Source organism: Acidobacteriota bacterium (genome assembly GCA_009861545.1).
Classification (GTDB): Bacteria; Acidobacteriota; Vicinamibacteria; order Vicinamibacterales; family UBA8438; genus WTFV01.
Genome location: VXME01000084.1, coordinates 34,069 through 50,884, shown reverse-complemented (window position 1 = coordinate 50,884; position 16,816 = coordinate 34,069). Strand labels below are relative to the sequence as shown.

The window sequence follows — 16,816 nt, the reverse complement described above, 5'->3', positions numbered from 1 at the left end:
ACGAACCGGCCGATCGCGTCCTCGCCAACCGGCAAAAATAATTGTCGTTGATCAACCGGGGTCGCGGTTCGCAAGACGCTTGCAGCGCTGCGGGCACAACTCGGGTTGGACCCGTCAGGATCGGCAGCGTCAGCGCCGCGTGATGGCGATTTTCCGACCCCGGTCGATGTCTAGGGTGTCCGGGTCCGGGACGCCGCTACGGGGCACACAGACCGCTTGACGGCGATCCGCCGTATCTGGCCTAGGCCAATGTCGGGTAAGTGGTCGGGGACCCCCGGTCGTTGCGACCAAGGGTTCCCCCTGGTGGGACTAGACCGGGTGCTTTAACCGCCACAGACGACGGCAGGACCCGCACACGGGCGCGGGTGCTGCCAGTCGGGGATTAGCGACCCAAAGGCGGGACGCAAGGTCGCGGGCAGCTTGTAGTGTCGATGCCATGTAATCGACGGCCCCGCGTCCGCACAGTGCGAACCGGGACCCCCGACGCTTGATATGGACAAGTGGGGTAGTCACTTGCTGTAGTCTCCGTTGTCGGGTGCGGGCGGCTGGTCCGGTGCAAAATGGAGATCGACAATGCCATCCATCATCAGAGCTTCATCCGCAGTCACAAGGTATCCAAGATGCTGCGCGACAAACCGTCCACAGTCCGCACAGTAGGGACCCGCGTTGACTTGCTTGTCCTTGTCGATGATGCACCGTCCGTCTACTAGCGTCACTTGCTTCTCGTCGTGCATGGTGTCCCCCTTGTCGTCATCAACAAACCGTCCATAGTAACCGTCTGACTTAAGCATCGTGTCCCCCTTACTTGCTGTTGACGTAGTCCGTCCAGTCGTCCATCAAGACCCGCCGCTTGTCCAACATCGTCCCCCGTGCATAGCTGCGCTCGACCCCGCTACCAACAGCGTGTCCTAGCGCGTGCTCGGCAATCACGCGGGGATGGTCGGTCGCATCTTGGACCCAAGTCCGAAACGTGCTGCGGAATCCGTGCATGGTGCACTTGGGGCAGACCTTGCGCAGCGCTGCACGCATCGCACCCTTAGACAGCTCGGCCCCGGACCGTCCGCGAAACACAAGACCCTTACCAGGGGTCCCCAACTGCGCGACAGCATCATCCGTCAACGGGACGACGTGTCCTTTACCGACCTTGCTATCGGACGCGGGGATGGTCCACGTACGCGCATCAAGGTCGATGTCATCCCACTTTGCAGACATCGCCTCTCCCGACCGACACGCAGTCAGGATGACCAGCCGCATGCAGCGTGCAACGTCCCCGTCCCCCTTGATGCCCTGGTAGACACCGGGCACGTCCTTGTAATCGACAGCCGCCTGATGGTCGGTCCCGTTGTTGACTGCGGGCAGTGCACCCTCGATAGCATCCCCGGCCCAATTGACTTCGATGTATCCGTGACCCTGTCCCCATCCCAAAGCCCGACGAAGGATGCCGCGCAGCTTGACGGCGGTAGCGTGTCGGTCAATCCAGATTGGACGCAAGATGGACAAGACATCGACCCTACCAATGGTGTCGATGGGCATCGACATCAGGGCATCCGCATATCGCAGATACGTAGCGCGTGCCTGCTTGGTGCTGTCGCGCAGCCCCTTACCCTTTTCGACCCCCCGGTCATCCTTCTCCATCTTGTCCAGCACCTCGGCCAGTGTCGGCGCTGTGTCCTTGACGGTCGGACGGGGGTCGATACCCTGACGCGCGAGACGGCGGTTGTCGAACGCGATCTCCCGGGCCTTGGTCAAGGGGACCGCCTTGGTCGGACCAAGACCCCGATCCACGCGGCGACCGGGGGACCCGTCCCGACTTGCGATGACAAGACGCTGAACCCAAGCCTTGGTGCCGTCCCGTCCGATCAGCAAGTGCAGGGTCGGTGCCCCGTCGTCTGCGTAGCGCCCCGGCGTCGTCATCCCGTCAACCCGTCGCTGCGTCAGCTTCATGATGTCCCCCTACCGTGTCAAATCCGATACCGTCAAGCTGCGGACAGCATACCACGCCCTTCCCACATTGGACGGACGCACGTCCCGTTGATCGGATTTTTGCGGACGGGGTATCGGATGCGGGTTGCGGGGGGTAAACCCCCGTGGTTATTGGGGTTTTTGGCGGGGGACCTACCGACCTAACACGCGACTACGCTTTCCCTCGTGGCAGGCGTACTCGAACAGCGTGACGCCGGGGGCCGAGCGGTGCATCGGGATGGCCGCAGTGTAGGGCGCGGCGAAGGTCTGCGGATCCTCGACCGTCACCCGGTAGTCGATGGTGTTGGCGTCGACCAGCGTGAAGCGCTCGGTCAGCCGCAGGGTCTCCCCCGACCCGCGCGGCCCGGTCGGGGTGACGTGCGACGGCTGGTAGTCGCCCCCGTCGAGCTTCCCGTTGAAGTGCAGGGTTTCGACGACCAGCGTGTCCCCCTCCCAGCGCCCGCGGCCGTCGCCCAGCCACTGCCGGATGGCGCCGGAGGCGTGCGGCGCCCCGTCCAGCGGCACGATGCGCGCCTCGTGGATCATCTCCATCAGCAGGACGAAGTGGTCCGGCGTCTGGAAGATCTGGTAGTTGGCGTTGTACAGCGTGGGGATCATCGCGGTCGGCAGGGTGCGCGAGATGCACCGCTCCCAGTTGTTGCGGTCGCGCCACGAATCGGCCTCGCCGCGGCCGGCCCGTGCGTTCTCGCGGTCGATGAGCCGCCGCACGCCCTGATCGGCCATCCGGATGCGCCCGTCGGGCGGCTCGATGATCAGCGACTCGCGCTCGATGTTGCCCGCCTGCTCCAGCCAGCCTGCGCCCGTGCCCCGCGTCGCGGCGATGACCGCCTGCCGCGCCTCCCGGCTCAGGGCCTGCTCCTCGCTCGTCAGCCGCTCGAGCGGCGTAGTGGTCGAGTTGTTCCAGACCCCCTGGAGGTCCGGAGCGCCCCAGGGGGTGCGCGGCAGCTCGGATTCGTCCGCCGCGAGGCGATCCGGCGTCCACTGGGCGAAGGCCGGGGCCGTCGCGAGCGCGAAAAGCAGAACCGTCAGTAGTGCGGAGAAGCCGAAAGGACGACGTGTGCTGTGCATTCTGCGATCCTCCAGATCCACAGCAGTATATAGGCCGCCCGGGCCCGGGAGTCCGTGGCGCGAGCGCCCGGACCGTCACCACATCGATGCGCCGCCCGCCGGGACTATGATCGACGCATGCCATCCGACCTCGCGCACTCGCCGGCGCTCCGATCCGTCGCCGTCCGGCGCCGGGGAGAGATGCTCGATCAGGATCTGATCGCCGTCGAGGAGCCGCTCGAAATCCGGCTCGACGGCAAGCCGCTGGTCGTGACGATGCGCACGCCCGGCGACGACGAGGAGCTCGCCGCGGGCTTTCTGCACGCCGAGGGAATGATCGCGGGCGGCGCAGAGATCGCATCGCTCCGCGCGGTTGCGGGCGCACGGGAAGCCGCGGCAACCGGCGGCGCGGCCCGGATCAAGGTAACCGCTTTCGCGGGCGACCGCGTCGAGGTCACCCTTGCGGGTCACGCGGGCCACGCCGCCCCGCGGTCCGCGACCGTGGAGCCGGAACGCGAGTTTCGAGCCACCGCCGCCTGCGGTGTGTGCGGCAAGGAGTCGATCGAGGACCTGGACCAGGAGTTGCCTTCGATCTCACCGGTCGAGTGCCGTCCTGCGCTGTTCGAGGCGCTGCCGGAGCGTCTTCGCGCCGCGCAGACGCTGTTCGAGGCGACCGGGGGAATCCATGCCGCCGGCATCTTCACGCTCGACGGCGAGCTGCTCCGCGTGCGGGAGGACATCGGCCGCCACAACGCGGTCGACAAGGTGATCGGCCACTTCGTGCTGCGCGACGAGGTGCCGCTCCGGGACCGGATCCTGGTCGTCAGCGGCCGGGCCGGCTTCGAGCTGGTGCAGAAGGCGCTCATGGCGGCCATTCCCGCGATGGTGTCCGTGGGCGCCGCGTCGAGCGTGGCCGTCGACATGGCGATGGCGGCCGGCATGACCCTCTACACGTTCGCCGGGCCCGGGCGGGGCAACCTGCACGTGGCGCGAGCGGAGATCGCCACGCGGCAGGGAGACGAATCGAGGCTCACCGATGCGCAAGTCAAGGCCCTGATCGAGGCGGGACGCCGGTGAGCAACGGCTTCGTGGTGGACGCCTCCGTGATCCGACGCCTGCGCGCCCGCCCGGAGTGGAAGTTCCTGGCCATCCTCCCGCGGGCCAACCCGTTCCTGGCCACGATCTGGTGGACTGCTCTAATCGTGCGCAGCCTGCTGCCGGCCCTGTTCGCCATTGCGATGGGACTGCTGGTCGGCGCCGTCGAGGCGGGCGGCGACCTGACCTGGCCGCTGGCCGGGGTCGGGACGGTGTTCGTCCTGCTGCAGGTGCTCCCACCGCTGCACCTTGCTGCGGGTCAGAACCTCGGCAGCGCCGCCGCGGCGTGGCTCTACGACGAATTGACGGTCGCCTGCGTGGAACCGCCCGGCATCGGCCATCTGGAAGATTCCGAGCTCGCCGGCGACCTGACCATGGCGCGCGACTTCGATCTCGGCATCAGCGGACCGCCGCTGGCGATCTCGATGGACTTCATCGCGGCCGGTCTCGTCGAGCTGCTCGCCGGACTGACCGCCGTGGCGATCCTGTTCGCCTACGCCTGGTGGGCGCCGCTGCTGCTCGGCGGGGCCTGGCTCGCCACGCACTGGCTCCTGCGCGAGAGCGCGGTGTGGAAGGACCGCCAGACCGACGCGGTGCGCGCCGCCCAGCGCCATGCCGACTATGCGTACCGGCTGGCGGTGGATGCCCCCGCCGCCAAGGAGCTGCGGCTGTTCGGTCTCGCCGACTGGATCATCGAGCGCTTCCAGCGCCACCGGCGCCGGCTCCACGACCTGCGCTGGGAAGCGACGAAGCTGCGCGAGCGGCCGGTGGCGACGAGTCTGCTCCTGGTTCTGGCCGCCAACGCCGTCGTGTTCTGGTCGCTGGCCGCCGACGTCACGTCCGGCGCGCTGCCGCTGGACCGCCTGGTGATGTTTGCCGGCGCCGCCATAGCCGCCAGCATGATCGCCTTCGGGGGGCTGTCCTGGGCCCTCGACGGCGCGGGGGCGCCGGCGGCGGCGGTACTCCGCCTGCACGAGGCGATGGCGCCGCGCGGCGCACTGACTCGCGGATCGAGATCGGCGGCCGGACTCCCGGCGCGCGGGATCCGCTTCTCGGGCGTGCGCTTCGCCTATCCCTCCGGACCGGGCACGCCGGTGCTGGACGGGTTCGATCTCACCATTCCGGCCGGTTCGTCGCTGGCCATCGTCGGCCAGAACGGCGCCGGCAAGACCACGCTGGCCAAGCTGTTGTGCCGGTTCTACGAGCCGCAGGAAGGCGCCGTCGAGGTGGACGGCGTGGACCTGCGCGAGTTGGACGTCGATTCCTGGCGCGAGCGGATCACGGCCGTGTTCCAGGACTTCGCGCGCTTCGAGCTGCCGCTGGCCGACAACGTGGCGCCGGCCGGGGCGCCCGAGGCGGTCGTTCGCGACGCGCTGGCCGCGGCCGGGGCGGCGGACCTCGCCGACCTCGACACCATCCTGGCCCGGGGCTACGACGGCGGGACGGAGCTCTCGGGCGGACAGTGGCAGCGGGTGGCGCTGGCCCGGGCGCTCGCCGCGGTGCGCTGCGGCGCCGGCATCGTCCTGCTCGACGAGCCGACCGCGCAACTCGACGTGCGGGGCGAAGCCGAGATCTTCGAACGGATCCTGAAGGCGACCCGCGAGACGACGACCATCCTCATCTCCCACCGCTTCTCCACCGTCCGCCACGCGGACCGGATCTGCGTCCTGGAGCAGGGCCGGGTCATCGAGCTGGGCGCCCACGAGGAGCTGATGGCGCTGGGCGGACGCTACCGGACGATGTTCGACCTGCAGGCGCAGCGCTTCGCGGAAGAGGAAGAGACGGGACTCGATGTCCTCGACTGACCCCACCCGCGTCCGCGGCGACGACATGCCCGCGGCGCTGCCGGCGATGTGGCGGGCGCTGCGGCGCGGCTTCGACGCGGAGCCGGCGCTGCTGACCGTCGCCTTCGGACTGGCCCTGCTGGCCGCCCTGCCCGACGCGCTGATGGCGGTCTGGCTGAAGCTGCTCGCCGACGGGCTGCTCGGCGACGACTCCTCGCTCGTCACCGTCGCCACGACCGGACTCGCCGTCTCCGCGACCCTGACCTGGGTGCTGCGGGTAGCCAGCGACCGCATCCAGCGCCGCTTCCGCGACCGGGTCACCATCGCGCTGGAATCGCACGTCGCCGGGCTGCAGGCGAGCGTCGCCACCGTCGAGCACCATGAACGCCCGGCGTTTCTCGACCGGCTCGCGGTCCTCCGCAACCAGGTGTTCGTGCTCGACCACATGTACATGTCGCTGTTTAGCACCGGCGGCTGGGTGCTGCGCCTGGCGGTGACCATGGTCCTGCTGGTGTCGATCCACCCCGCGCTGGCGCTGCTGGCCCTGTGCGCGCTGCCGACGGTGGCGACCGCCTCGTGGCGGCCGGCGGTCGAGCGCGCCGCGGAGCAGGCGGGCGCCCAGGCCCAGCGTCTGGCGCGGCACCTGTTCGACACCGCCACGACCGCCGCGCCCGGCAAGGACGTCCGCATCGCCGGCATCGGCCGGCGCCTCGTCGGCGATCGGCGGGCCGCCTGGGAGCGCTGGTACCGCCCGGTCGCGGCGGCGCGCTGGGCGAGCGCCGGCTGGCACACCCTGGGCTGGAGCGTGTTCGGCGCCGGGTACGTCGGCGCGGCCGTCTTCGTCGCCGCCGGACTGCGGGCCTCGCCCGGGGACGTCCTCCTGCTGCTCGCCGCCGGCTCGCGTCTGGCCGGGTACGTCAGCGCCACGGTAGGCGAGATCGGGTTCCTGCGCGGGATCTGGCTCGACGGCTCGCGACGCCTGGCGTGGCTGGAGGACTACGCGGCGGCGCAGGCCGAGCGCGCCGACCGGCCGGCCCCGGCGTGCATCGAGCGCGGCATCGCACTGGAGAAGGTGTCGTTCGCCTATCCCGGCACCGACCGCCTGGTGCTGGAGAACGTCGACCTCACGCTCCCCGCAAGCGCCGTCGTGGCGCTCGTCGGCGAGAACGGCGCGGGCAAGACCACGCTGGTCAAGCTGCTCGGCAAGATGTACGAGCCGACCGCGGGCCGCATCCTCGTCGACGGCGAGGATCTCGCGCGGATGCCGGCGGCCGCGTGGCGCTCGCGCCTCGCCGGCGCGTTCCAGGACTTCTTCCGCTTCGAGCTGCCCGCGCAACGAACCGTCGGCGTCGGCGACGTCCCGCGGCTCGACGACCGCCCCGCGGCGCGGGCCGCCATCGGCCGGGCCGGCGCCGAGGACGTGGTCGAAACGCTGGCCGACGGCCTCGACACCCAGCTCGGCCCGACCTGGCCGGACGGCGTGGAGGTGAGCGTCGGGCAGTGGCAGAAGCTGGCGCTCGCCCGCGGCTTCATGCGCGACGAACCGCTGCTGCTGGTGCTCGACGAGCCGACCGCCTCCCTCGACGCGGAGACGGAGCACGCCCTGTTCGAGCGGTACGCCGGCACCGCGCGCGGCGACGGGAACCGTGACACGGCGAGCGACGAAAACGGCGACGCGACACCCGCTGGCAACGGGGCGGCCGGCGGGCAACGCGAGCCCGGTACCAACGGCGATCGGGCGACCGGCGCAGACGGAAGCGCGACCCCCGGCGGCTGCATCACGCTACTGGTCTCGCACCGTTTCTCCACGGTACGCATGGCCGACCTCATCGTCGTCCTAGACGGCGCTCGCGTGGTGGAGGTGGGCAGCCACGAGGAGCTCATGGCGGCTGCAGGGCACTACGCGGAGCTGTACGAGATCCAGGCCGCGGCGTATCGGTAGGTGGCGGGCAGACGCCCTCAGTCCCGGGACCGAGCATGCCGCTCGGGCGTCTCCCATGGATTTGTCTCGCGTCGGCGAGGGCGTCGACGAGAAACGGGCGCTCCTCCGCCTGCATGCGCGCGAACTCCTCGGGCGTGTAGACGAGCAGGTCGACACCGCCGTCGGCGTTCGCGATCGCAGGCAGGTAGTCCCGGAACCGGTCCACGAAGGGGCGGTCCGTCGACGCCACGACGATGACGTCGATATCACTCTCGGCCGAGGCCGTTCCGCGGGCGTGCGATCCGAAGATCCACGCCGCGTGCGCCCGCTGCGCGTCCAGGAGGGGACGGAGAGAACCGATGAAACCGTCAAGCTGCGTTACACGCCCATTCTATGCGGTGCGCGCGCCTCGACGGCACGCAGGACGTGGGACATCTACACGCGAAAGAGGCGTCTGAACCAGTTCACGAACGTCCGGGATTCGGCTCTGGCAGGATCCAGGACGGCATGCTCGACGGCTTCGTGCAATCGCAGATCCGGCGGGTCCTGCCACGCGAGCCACGTGTGAATCTCGGCCTTCCGTACGTGGACGTCCCGGAACGGCGCGCCGTCGCGCTTCGCCTCGGCGACAGAATTCGTGGCGAGTTCGTACAGGGGGCGAGAGTCGTCCGGAATCAATCCGACCAGAAAATCCTCCAGCATCCCGGTCAATCGGTTGTCGGGCATGATCCAGACGCCGAACCGCGGGCCGCCGGAGTGGACAAGCTCCAGACCAGCGGCGGGAATCTGGTCCGGCAGATCGGGAAACTCACTGCCACACCACGTCTTGACACGGTCCCACCGTGTCGCAGCGTCACCGTTCGCATCGACCACGACGCCCAGGACATCGAGTCCAGATGCCCCTATCTCGAGCGAAATGACTTCCGGCTTCAGAATCTCATCGACGCTGCCGTACGGCTCGATGAACACGGGGGAGGCAGGCGGATCCGGCCACATTACGCCGTTCGCTTCCATGAGATACGGGATTACACGCTTGTCTGTCTCACCCTCCACCAGCAGCTTTCTGGGTTAGTCTCTGCGATTCCTGGAAGCCACTCACCTGACCTCGACATTTCGCTCGCCGGCGGCCACGACGGCTCGGTTCGTGAAACTGACCGCTTTTCCACGACTCCGATCGATCCTCTGAATCGTGACGTCGCCCACGTCGGATTCCACGGCCGCCCCCAGGCTCTCGTAGCAGTCGCGGCTGTGCGTCGTGGCGAACACCTGAACCGACAGGGCAGCAGCCCGTTCGCCGACCATCCGCCACATGTCCTCCATCACCGTGTAATGGAGACCAGTGTCGATCTCGTCGACGAGCAGCACTCCGCCGCTTGCGTTCGAAATCGAGAGCGCCAACCCGAGCATCCGCCACATGCCGTCGCCCATGCTCCCTATCGGGACGTGGCCCTCAATTCCGCGAAGCTTGAGCACGACGCCACCGGGTGAGTCGCGATAAGGCCTCCGGTCATCTGCAACCGGAGCAATGTCCTCGACTGCCGGCTCGACGATACGAAGCGCCTGTTTGATTGCTTCACCCTTTTTCGTGAATACGAACTTGCTATACGTCCGAACAACATCCACCGACGTCAGACCGCTGGGCCGGACGAACTGAACGGCCTGATTCGAGCCGTTTCGCGGGCGCATCGGCCGTCGAAGTCCCCACGTGAGTCCCTCATCCGTGACGAAAGTCTTGAAATCGTCCTGCGCGTCCATCCACTTGACGTGAAGGGCAAGTCGCTCGTCGTCATCGCCCGTCATGTCGTCCTCCGCGTCAGGCTCCGAACCCGACGGGTCTTCGACGTGTATCGTTACCCTGTCGTTCCAACCGGCGGCTGCGACGTCTCCGCTACGGTCCGCCTCAATATACGTATCTTGCCGGTCAACTCGTGGTTCGCGAAAAGGTGCGACACGTCGAGCGGGTCCGGACGAGGTCCGAAAGTCGCGCACACATCCGGATCATCCGCGTGTCCCCACTCTCCTCGGCGGCCTGCAATGGCCGACAGCACATGCGGGTCACCCGCCGAGCGGAGAAGTTCGATGCACTCCAGGATCGAAGTCTTGCCCGAGTTGTTCATCCCCACCAGCAGGTTGACGCGGCCGAGCTTCTCCATCCGGAACGAATCGAGCCCGCGGTAGCCGTTGATTTGTATCGAGGAGTACAAGTTCACTCTCCGTAAAGCTATGCCTGTCTAGCGTACTCCTGCCGCCCGCTCCGCCGTGAGCCGTCGCATCAGCTCGATGGTATGCGTCGGCGCCTCGAACTCGGCCTCTTCCAACGGGGTGCGGCCGTACTGGTCCAACGCCTCGAAGTCGGCGCCGCTATCGGCCAGGTACTCGACGATCTCGTCCTCGCCGGCGCGGATGGCCACATGAAACGCGCTGCGGCGTCCCGGCGGGTGGATGTTGACGTCGAGACCGATCTCCACCGTGAAGCGGACCGCGTCCAGGTTGCGGCTGCCAGACGCGAGCAGCACGGCGCCCGCGCCGTCGTTAGTCACCGCCTCCGAATCGGCCCCCAACGCCAGCAGCGCGGCCAGCATGTCGACGTCACCCGCCTGCGCCGCCCTGAGAAACGGCGTGAAGCCGCCCGTGCTGCGCCAAGCCCCGCCGCCGGGGCCGCCGCCGCTGCGGGCATGCACGTCCGCGCCCCGCGCTACCAGCTCGCGCGCCATCTCGACGTTGCCCTGCGCGACGACCGCGTGCAGCGCCGTGCCGCCTTCGCGGTCGCGGGCGTTGACGTCGGCGCCGTGGTCGAGCATCAGCCGGGTCACCGCGTCGCGGCCTTCCGCCGCGGCGATCAGGAACGCACCCCGGCCGTCGGCGGCGACAACGTGGGGGTCGGCGCCGACCGCGACAAGAGCGCGTGCGCTGTCCGCGTCGCCCGAAGCGGCCGCGAACAGAATCGGGCGGAAGCCGTTCGTCGAAACCGCGCCGACGTCGGCGCCGGCGTCGACCAGGAAGCGCGCGATGGCGGTATGGCCGCCGGCAACGGCCCACATGAGCGGTGTCTGCCCCATGCGGCGCTCCGCGACGTTCACGGCCGCGCCGCGCTCTACCAGCAGCCGCACGAGCGCCTCGTTGCCGGCGTGCACGGCCGCCATCAGCGGCGTGTCGCCGCTCCAGCGCGCCGCGTCGACGGCGGCGCCGGCATCCAACAGCATCCGCGCAATCTGCAGGTTCCCGTTGCCGCTGGCAAAGAGCAGCGGCGTCTCGCCGTTCTCGTCGACGGCGTTCGGGTCGGCCCCGGCCTGCAGCAACGTCTCGACGATGCCGGCGGCGTCGCGCAGCGCGGCCCAGGCCAGCGGCGTCGAGCCGTCGGCGCGCGCCCCGTTCACGTCGGCCCCGTCGGTGACGAGCGCAGCGACAGCTCGCGCGTCCCGCCGCTGGACCGCCGCGAAGAGTGTCGCCTCGGGGGTGGAGCCGGCTCGAGCTTCCTGGGCGAAAGCCAGCGTGACCGCACCCGGCGCCGTGACCAGCCCCAGCGCGAATACCAGCCTCGACAACCCCATCTTGCGCATGGTCCCCGACAACCCCATCTTGCGCATGGTCCCCGACAACCCCATCTTGCACATGGAATCGAATGCTACACTCCGAGTCCAGTGAACGGACGACGAATATCGCTCGCCGTAGCAACGGTCTCTGCGTTCCTCTGTTTCGCGGCCGTGCCGATCGCGGCGGGGCAGGCGCGCAACCAGGACGCGGCGTCCGGCCCCGATCTACTGCGGGACACCGTCCGCCGCCACTGCATCGCGTGCCACAACGACCGGACGTTGACAGCGGGCCTGTCGCTGCAGGAGGTGGATCCGGAGCGGATTGCCGAGCACGCGCCCGTCCTCGAAAGGGTGTTCCAGAAGCTGCGGGCCGGCGAGATGCCCCCGGCGGGCCGCCCCCGCCCGGACGAGGCTGTCTCCGCCGGCCTGGTATCGTGGCTGGAGACCGCGCTCGATCGCGAGGCGGCCGCGAACCCCGACCCCGGGGCGCCCGCCATCCACCGGTTGAACCGCGCCGAGTACCGCAACGCGGTGCGCGACCTGCTGGGGCTCGACCTCGACCACGCCCGCGACTTGCCGGCCGACGACTCCGGCTACGGGTTCGACAACATCGGCGACGTGCTGACGGTCTCGCCGCTGCACGTCGAGCAGTACGTGGCGGCGGCGCGGCGCGTGAGCCGGCTGGCGGTGGGCAGCCTGGCCCCGCGGCCGGTGGTCGAGCGCTACGAGCCGCCGGACGGGACCACCGACGAGGCCGTCGACGGGTTGCCGCCCAACGAGCGGGGCGGCATCCTGTTCCGGCACTACTTCGCGTTCGACGCCGACTACACGCTCACCGTGCGCGTGGGCGGGCGGCGCACCATCGGCATGCCGGCGCCCCTTCTGGACGTCCGCGTCGACGGCCGGCGGGTCCGGCTGATCGAAGCGGACTTCGATCCCGAGGAGGCGAACCAGCTCACCCGCAACTTCGAGCTGCGGCTGCCGCTGCCGGCCGGGGAGCACGAGATCGGAGCCGGGTTCCTGACCGAGTACGCGCGGAGCGAGGACGGCGCCGAAACGAACGACTATGCCGTCGACTACGTGCTCGTCGGCGGCCCCTACGACGCGGCCGGTCCGGGCGAGACCGCCATCCAGCGGCAGCTCTTCGTCTGCCGGCCGGCGGCGGACGAGCCGGAGGAGCCGTGCGCCCGTCGCATCCTGCAGCGTCTGGCCCGCCGCGCCTGGCGGCGTCCGGCGACGGCCGCGGACATCGACCCGCTGCTCGACCTGTTCGCCATGGGGCGCGCCGACGGCGAACGTTTCGAGGACGGCATCGAGATGGCGCTGAGCGGCGTGCTGGTCTCGCCCAGCTTCCTGTTCCGGGCGCCGCGCCCGCCGGAGGACGCCGCGCCGGGCTCGGCGCATCCCCTCTCGGACATCGACCTGGCGTCGCGGCTGTCCTTCTTCCTGTGGAGCAGCATCCCCGACGAGGAGCTGCTCGCGCTGGCCGAGCGCGGCCGACTCGGTGACCCGCCGGTGCTCGCCGGACAGATCGCCCGGATGCTGGCCGACCCGAAGGCCGGGGCGCTCGTGGAGAACTTCGGCGGCCAGTGGCTGCACCTGCGCAACGTGGCCGACTGGACGCCGGACCCGGTGCGGTTCGCCGAGTTCGACGATTCGCTGCGCTACGCCTTCGAGCGCGAGACGGAACTGTTTCTCGACCACCTGATCCGCGAGGACCGCAGCGTTCTGGAGCTCATCGACGCCGACTACACGTTCCTGAACGAGCGGCTGGCCGGCTTCTACGGCATCGACGGCGTCAACGGCGGCTATTTTCGCCGCGTCCCGCTCGAGGACACGGCACGGGGCGGCGTCCTGACGCACGGCAGCGTGCTGATGGTCACCTCGTACCCGACGCGGACGTCTCCGGTGCTGCGCGGCAAGTGGGTGCTGGAGAACCTGCTCGGCGCGCCGCCGCCCCCGCCGCCGCCCGACGTGCCGGCCCTGGAAACCGACGCCGAGGCTTCGGCCGGCAGCCTGCGCGAGGCGTTGGAGCGGCATCGCGCCAACGCGGCCTGCGCCGCCTGCCACGCGAAGCTCGACCCGCTCGGATTCGCCCTGGAGAACTTCGACGCGGTCGGCGCGTACCGGACGGAGGACGAGGGCGTCCCCGTCGAGGCCTCGGGAGCGCTGCCGGACGGCACGCTCGTCGACGGACCCGCCGGCCTGCGGCGGGTCCTGCTCGACCGCCGGGACGAGTTCGTCGAGACGCTGGCCGCCAAGCTGCTGACCTATGCCATCGGCCGCGGTCTCGAATCGTACGACCAGCCGGCGGTGCGCGAGATCCGCCGCCGGGCCGCGGCCGCCGACCACCGCTTCTCGGCGCTGGTCTCGGCCATCGTCGATAGCGTACCATTCCGCCTGAGGAGGATTCCGGAGCCATGATCACCGGAAAAGCGCTGCCCCGCCGCACCTTCCTGCGAGGCATGGGCGCCACCGTCGCCCTGCCGTTTCTCGACGCGATGACGCCGGCGTTCGCATCCGCGTCGACCCCGGTCACCCGGGTCGCGTTCGTCTACACGGCCAACGGCATCATCATGCAGGACTGGACGCCCGCCGCCGAAGGCGCCGGGTTCGCGTTCAGCAAGACGCTGATGCCGGTCGAGCCGTTCCGCGACGATCTCCTCGTTCTGACCGGGCTCGCGCACCGCAACGGCGAGGCGCTCGGCGATGGCCCCGGCGACCACGCCCGCGCGGGCGCGAGCTGGCTGACCGGCGTGCACCCGAAGAAGACCCGCGGCGCCGACATCCGCAACGGCATGTCCGTCGACCAGATGCTGGCCGAGACGATCGGCCGCGACACGCCGCTGCCGTCCCTGGAGCTCGGGCTGCAGGACGTACGGATGGTGGGCGGCTGCGACTCCGGCTATAGCTGCGCCTACAGCAACACCATCTCGTGGAGCTCGCCGACGACCCCGCTGCCCTACGAGAACAACCCGAGCCGGGTGTTCTCGCGGCTGTTCGGCGACGGCGACACCACCGACCCGGCGGTGCGGGCGGTTCGCGCGCGGCAGAACCGCAGCCTGCTCGACTTCGTGCGGGACGACGCGGCACGGCTGCGCTCCACCCTCGGCGCCGGCGACCGGCGCAAGCTGGGCGACTACCTCGACTCGGTGCGCGAGGTGGAGCGCCGCATCCGGAACGCTCGCTACGACGGCGTCGACCTGCCGGTGCTCGACCGCCCGGACGGCATCCCGCCGACCTTCGAGGAGCACGTCCGGCTCATGTCGGATCTGGTCACCATCGCGTTCCAGGCGGACCTGACGCGGGTGGTCACGCTGATGTACAGCCGCGAGGGAGGCAACCGGACCTACCGCTCCATCGGCGTACCGGACGCCCACCACGGGCTGTCGCACCACCAGAACGACCCGGAGAAGATGGCCCGGCTGGCGATGATCGACCGACACCACGTGGCGATGCTCGCCTACTTCCTCGGGAAGCTGCGGGAGGCGGAGGACGAGAACGGGTCGCTGCTCGACCACTCGATGGTCGTCTACGGCAGCAGCCTGAGCGACTCGAACGCGCACACCCACGACGACCTGCCGACGCTGCTCGCCGGCGGCGGCAGCGGGAAGCTGCACGGCGGGCGCCACCTGCGCTACGCGGGCGGCACGCCGATGACGAATCTGTTCGTGACCCTGCTCGACCGCTTGGGCGTGCGCCGCGAGCAGATCGGCGACAGCACGGGCCGGATCGCGCACCTGAGCGAGTTGTAGGCAGGAGTCTGCCGGCCGCTGGAACCTCGCGCCTTCGCCGAGTCCGGCCGCGCTGTGGAATCTACGGCGCCGCGCAGGCGAAGCTGGCCGCGTCGTTCGGATCCCCCGTCCCGTCGTAGACCGCGACCTGCGGGTACGGACACAGCGGCCGCGTCATCGCCGGCTGTCCGTCCCGATCCAGCTTTGACGCCAGCAGGCGCTCGGGCGCACTGCCCTCCTCGACCCAGGCGCGGATAGCCTCCACCCAGTCGACGCGGTCGGGGCCGGGGCCGCCGGCGCAGTGGAGCACGCCCGGCAGCATGTAGAGCCGCGCGTAGTCGCGGGTTGCGGGGTCCCCGGCCTCGAGACGCTCGTAGTAGTCGATGGTGCCGACCGGCGCCAGGGCCAGATCGGACCAGCCGGTCCAGTAGATGATCTTGCCGCCGTTGTCCCGGAACGCGCTCAGGTCGGTGTCCGTGGCATTGAGGATGGCCGCCGTCTCGGCCACGTCTTCCTTCCAGGTCGAGAAGTCGTAGACCGTGTAGTCCCAATCCGGATCGCTGAATACGAAGTACTTGAACAGCTCGGTGCCGAAACCGTACTGCGCGTTCGGAACTCCCGCCGCTCGCCGCTGCGGGGCGCTGACCACCCACGAGTCCCACCCGCCGCCGTCGTTCTCGCCGCCGTAGTTGAATCCGTGATAGACGGGCTCGCCGTTCGAGGTGGGGCCGTCGTAGACGGCGTTGATGGCCGCAAGCTGCGCCGCGGTGACGCAGCCGTCGCCGGACCGATCGCCCGCGCAGCGGGGCAGGTCCTCCGGCTCGAAATCGCACCGGCGGGGATCGTTCAGCACGCCGTCGGCGACGCCGTCCTCCGCGTCGCACGCGGCGAGGATGCTCGACCCGAGCAGCTCGAGGGCGGCCGGGGTGAGCACCGGATCGTCGATGTCGCCGTCGGGATAGATCGCCTGTTGGTTCTGCACGAAGCCGGCGGTGATGCCGGTCCAGTCGTAGGCGGGCGCCGCGGCGACGATGCCGTCGAAGTCGTCCGGATAGCGCTGCGATTCCATCATCGCCTGCCCGCCGCCCCGCGAGCAGCCGACGAAGTAGGAGTAGTCGGCCGGCCGGTCGTAGTAGTCGCCGATGATCGACTTGGCCGCTTCCGCGGTCAGGTGGACGGCGCGATGGCCGAAGTTCTCCTGCCGCCGGGGATGATCGAGCGCCCAGCCCGCCTCGATGCCGCTGCCGGTGTGCCCGGTGTCGGTCCCCACCGTCGCGTAGCCGCGCTGCAGCGGGCTCCCGCCGTGCGCGTAGAGCGTGCGCGCCTGGTTCTGCACGCTGCCGACGAAGCCGCCGCCGCCACCCATCAGGAACCGTCCGTTCCACTCGTCGGGCAGCAGCAGCTCGAAGTTGATCTCCGTCTCGATAGTCCCGTTCACCCTGCAGTGCGCGGGCACGCCGGCGTCGGCCGGCACGCGTTCCGCCGCCCCGATCCGCAGATCGATCAGCGCCAGCGTGGTCAGGTCGGTGCAGGCATCCGCCGGATCCGCGGCGGGAGTCGCACACGCGGCGGCAACCGCCAGGCCGGCGGCGACGGCGGCATTCACGAACGGACGCTGGATGCGGGCCATCGTGGCATCTCCTTGTATTGTCCGGACGGTTCCACCCTATCAGCGTCCCGCCGCCGTCTCAAGGGCGACGACCGTCCCGGACCGTCCGC

General features: G+C 69.7%; 13 protein-coding genes and 2 pseudogenes. 6 read left to right on the top strand and 9 right to left on the bottom strand.

Annotated elements, in window-relative coordinates; translation table 11 throughout:
• Nucleotides 1–509: 509 nt before the first annotated feature.
• The 3 genes from F4X11_14015 to F4X11_14005 all read right to left on the bottom strand — a co-directional run bounded on the left by F4X11_14015 (nt 510) and on the right by F4X11_14005 (nt 3,051).
• Nucleotides 510–734 (bottom strand): hypothetical protein, encoded by a 225-nt coding sequence (locus tag F4X11_14015; GenBank protein MYN66125.1) that lies wholly within the window; start codon nt 732–734, stop codon nt 510–512.
• 67 nt (nt 735–801) lie between these two features.
• The gene (locus F4X11_14010) at nt 802–1,944 is read right to left on the bottom strand and encodes a tyrosine-type recombinase/integrase (GenBank protein MYN66124.1); all 1,143 of its coding nucleotides are present in this window, start codon (nt 1,942–1,944) and stop codon (nt 802–804) included.
• 171 nt (nt 1,945–2,115) lie between these two features.
• A complete protein-coding gene (locus F4X11_14005; protein ID MYN66123.1) occupies nt 2,116–3,051 on the bottom strand; it encodes a hypothetical protein in 936 nt (311 codons plus the stop codon).
• A 117-nt stretch (nt 3,052–3,168) separates the two neighbouring features.
• Between F4X11_14005 and F4X11_14000 the strand changes: the two genes are divergently transcribed.
• The 4 genes and pseudogenes from F4X11_14000 (at nt 3,169) to F4X11_13985 (ending at nt 7,851) form a co-directional block, all read left to right on the top strand.
• The gene (locus F4X11_14000; GenBank protein ID MYN66122.1) at nt 3,169–4,107 is read left to right on the top strand and encodes a sulfurtransferase FdhD; all 939 of its coding nucleotides are present in this window, start codon (nt 3,169–3,171) and stop codon (nt 4,105–4,107) included.
• A 26-nt stretch (nt 4,108–4,133) separates the two neighbouring features.
• Nucleotides 4,134–5,930 (top strand): ABC transporter ATP-binding protein, encoded by a 1,797-nt coding sequence (locus tag F4X11_13995; GenBank protein ID MYN66121.1) that lies wholly within the window; start codon nt 4,134–4,136, stop codon nt 5,928–5,930.
• A gap of 25 nt (nt 5,931–5,955) precedes the next feature.
• Nucleotides 5,956–7,530 (top strand): annotated as a pseudogene (locus F4X11_13990) (ATP-binding cassette domain-containing protein).
• 135 nt (nt 7,531–7,665) lie between these two features.
• Nucleotides 7,666–7,851: pseudogene (locus F4X11_13985) on the top strand (ABC transporter ATP-binding protein).
• On the opposite strand, the gene F4X11_13980 reads toward F4X11_13985, so the two are convergent.
• The 5 genes from F4X11_13980 to F4X11_13960 form a co-directional block, all read right to left on the bottom strand.
• Nucleotides 7,790–8,191 carry a nucleotidyltransferase domain-containing protein gene (locus F4X11_13980; GenBank protein MYN66120.1) on the bottom strand — a complete coding sequence of 134 codons (402 nt, stop codon included), beginning with the start codon at nt 8,189–8,191 and terminating at the stop codon, nt 7,790–7,792. The pseudogene F4X11_13985 and the gene F4X11_13980 overlap by 62 nt on opposite strands.
• A gap of 74 nt (nt 8,192–8,265) precedes the next feature.
• On the bottom strand, nt 8,266–8,883 hold the full coding sequence (locus F4X11_13975) for a hypothetical protein (protein ID MYN66119.1): 618 nt from the start codon (nt 8,881–8,883) through the stop codon (nt 8,266–8,268).
• A 42-nt stretch (nt 8,884–8,925) separates the two neighbouring features.
• Entirely contained in the window at nt 8,926–9,630 is a 705-nt protein-coding gene (locus tag F4X11_13970) for an ATP-binding protein (protein MYN66118.1), read from the bottom strand.
• Between the two features lie 50 nt (nt 9,631–9,680).
• Entirely contained in the window at nt 9,681–10,034 is a 354-nt protein-coding gene (locus F4X11_13965) for an AAA family ATPase (GenBank protein MYN66117.1), read from the bottom strand.
• Between the two features lie 27 nt (nt 10,035–10,061).
• The gene (locus F4X11_13960; GenBank protein ID MYN66116.1) at nt 10,062–11,444 is read right to left on the bottom strand and encodes a hypothetical protein; all 1,383 of its coding nucleotides are present in this window, start codon (nt 11,442–11,444) and stop codon (nt 10,062–10,064) included.
• Nucleotides 11,445–11,471: 27 nt separating this feature from the next.
• On the opposite strand from F4X11_13960, the gene F4X11_13955 reads away from it, so the two are divergent.
• Together F4X11_13955 and F4X11_13950 are read left to right on the top strand one after the other, a co-directional pair.
• Nucleotides 11,472–13,787: a DUF1592 domain-containing protein gene (locus F4X11_13955; GenBank protein ID MYN66115.1), complete on the top strand. Its 2,316-nt coding sequence runs from the start codon at nt 11,472–11,474 to the stop codon at nt 13,785–13,787.
• Nucleotides 13,784–15,118, top strand: a complete 1,335-nt coding sequence (locus F4X11_13950; GenBank protein MYN66114.1) for a DUF1552 domain-containing protein — start codon at nt 13,784–13,786, stop codon at nt 15,116–15,118. The genes F4X11_13955 and F4X11_13950 overlap by 4 nt, the downstream gene beginning before the upstream one ends.
• Nucleotides 15,119–15,179: 61 nt before the next feature.
• Here F4X11_13950 and F4X11_13945 read toward each other — a convergent pair whose 3' ends face one another.
• A complete protein-coding gene (locus tag F4X11_13945) occupies nt 15,180–16,727 on the bottom strand; it encodes a tannase/feruloyl esterase family alpha/beta hydrolase (GenBank protein MYN66113.1) in 1,548 nt (515 codons plus the stop codon).
• Nucleotides 16,728–16,816: the final 89 nt, after the last annotated feature.

What these genes read in the sequence shown, in the direction of transcription:
- F4X11_13945 (MYN66113.1), bottom strand. Translation starts at nt 16,727, where the DNA reads ATGGCCCGCATCCAGCGTCCGTTCGTGAATGCCGCCGTCGCCGCCGGC.
- F4X11_13960 (MYN66116.1), bottom strand. Translation starts at nt 11,444, where the DNA reads ATGTGCAAGATGGGGTTGTCGGGGACCATGCGCAAGATGGGGTTGTCG.
- F4X11_14010 (MYN66124.1), bottom strand. Translation starts at nt 1,944, where the DNA reads ATGAAGCTGACGCAGCGACGGGTTGACGGGATGACGACGCCGGGGCGC.
- F4X11_13950 (MYN66114.1), top strand. Translation starts at nt 13,784, where the DNA reads ATGATCACCGGAAAAGCGCTGCCCCGCCGCACCTTCCTGCGAGGCATG.
- F4X11_14000 (MYN66122.1), top strand. Translation starts at nt 3,169, where the DNA reads ATGCCATCCGACCTCGCGCACTCGCCGGCGCTCCGATCCGTCGCCGTC.
- F4X11_14005 (MYN66123.1), bottom strand. Translation starts at nt 3,051, where the DNA reads ATGCACAGCACACGTCGTCCTTTCGGCTTCTCCGCACTACTGACGGTT.
- F4X11_13970 (MYN66118.1), bottom strand. Translation starts at nt 9,630, where the DNA reads ATGACGGGCGATGACGACGAGCGACTTGCCCTTCACGTCAAGTGGATG.
- F4X11_14015 (MYN66125.1), bottom strand. Translation starts at nt 734, where the DNA reads ATGCACGACGAGAAGCAAGTGACGCTAGTAGACGGACGGTGCATCATC.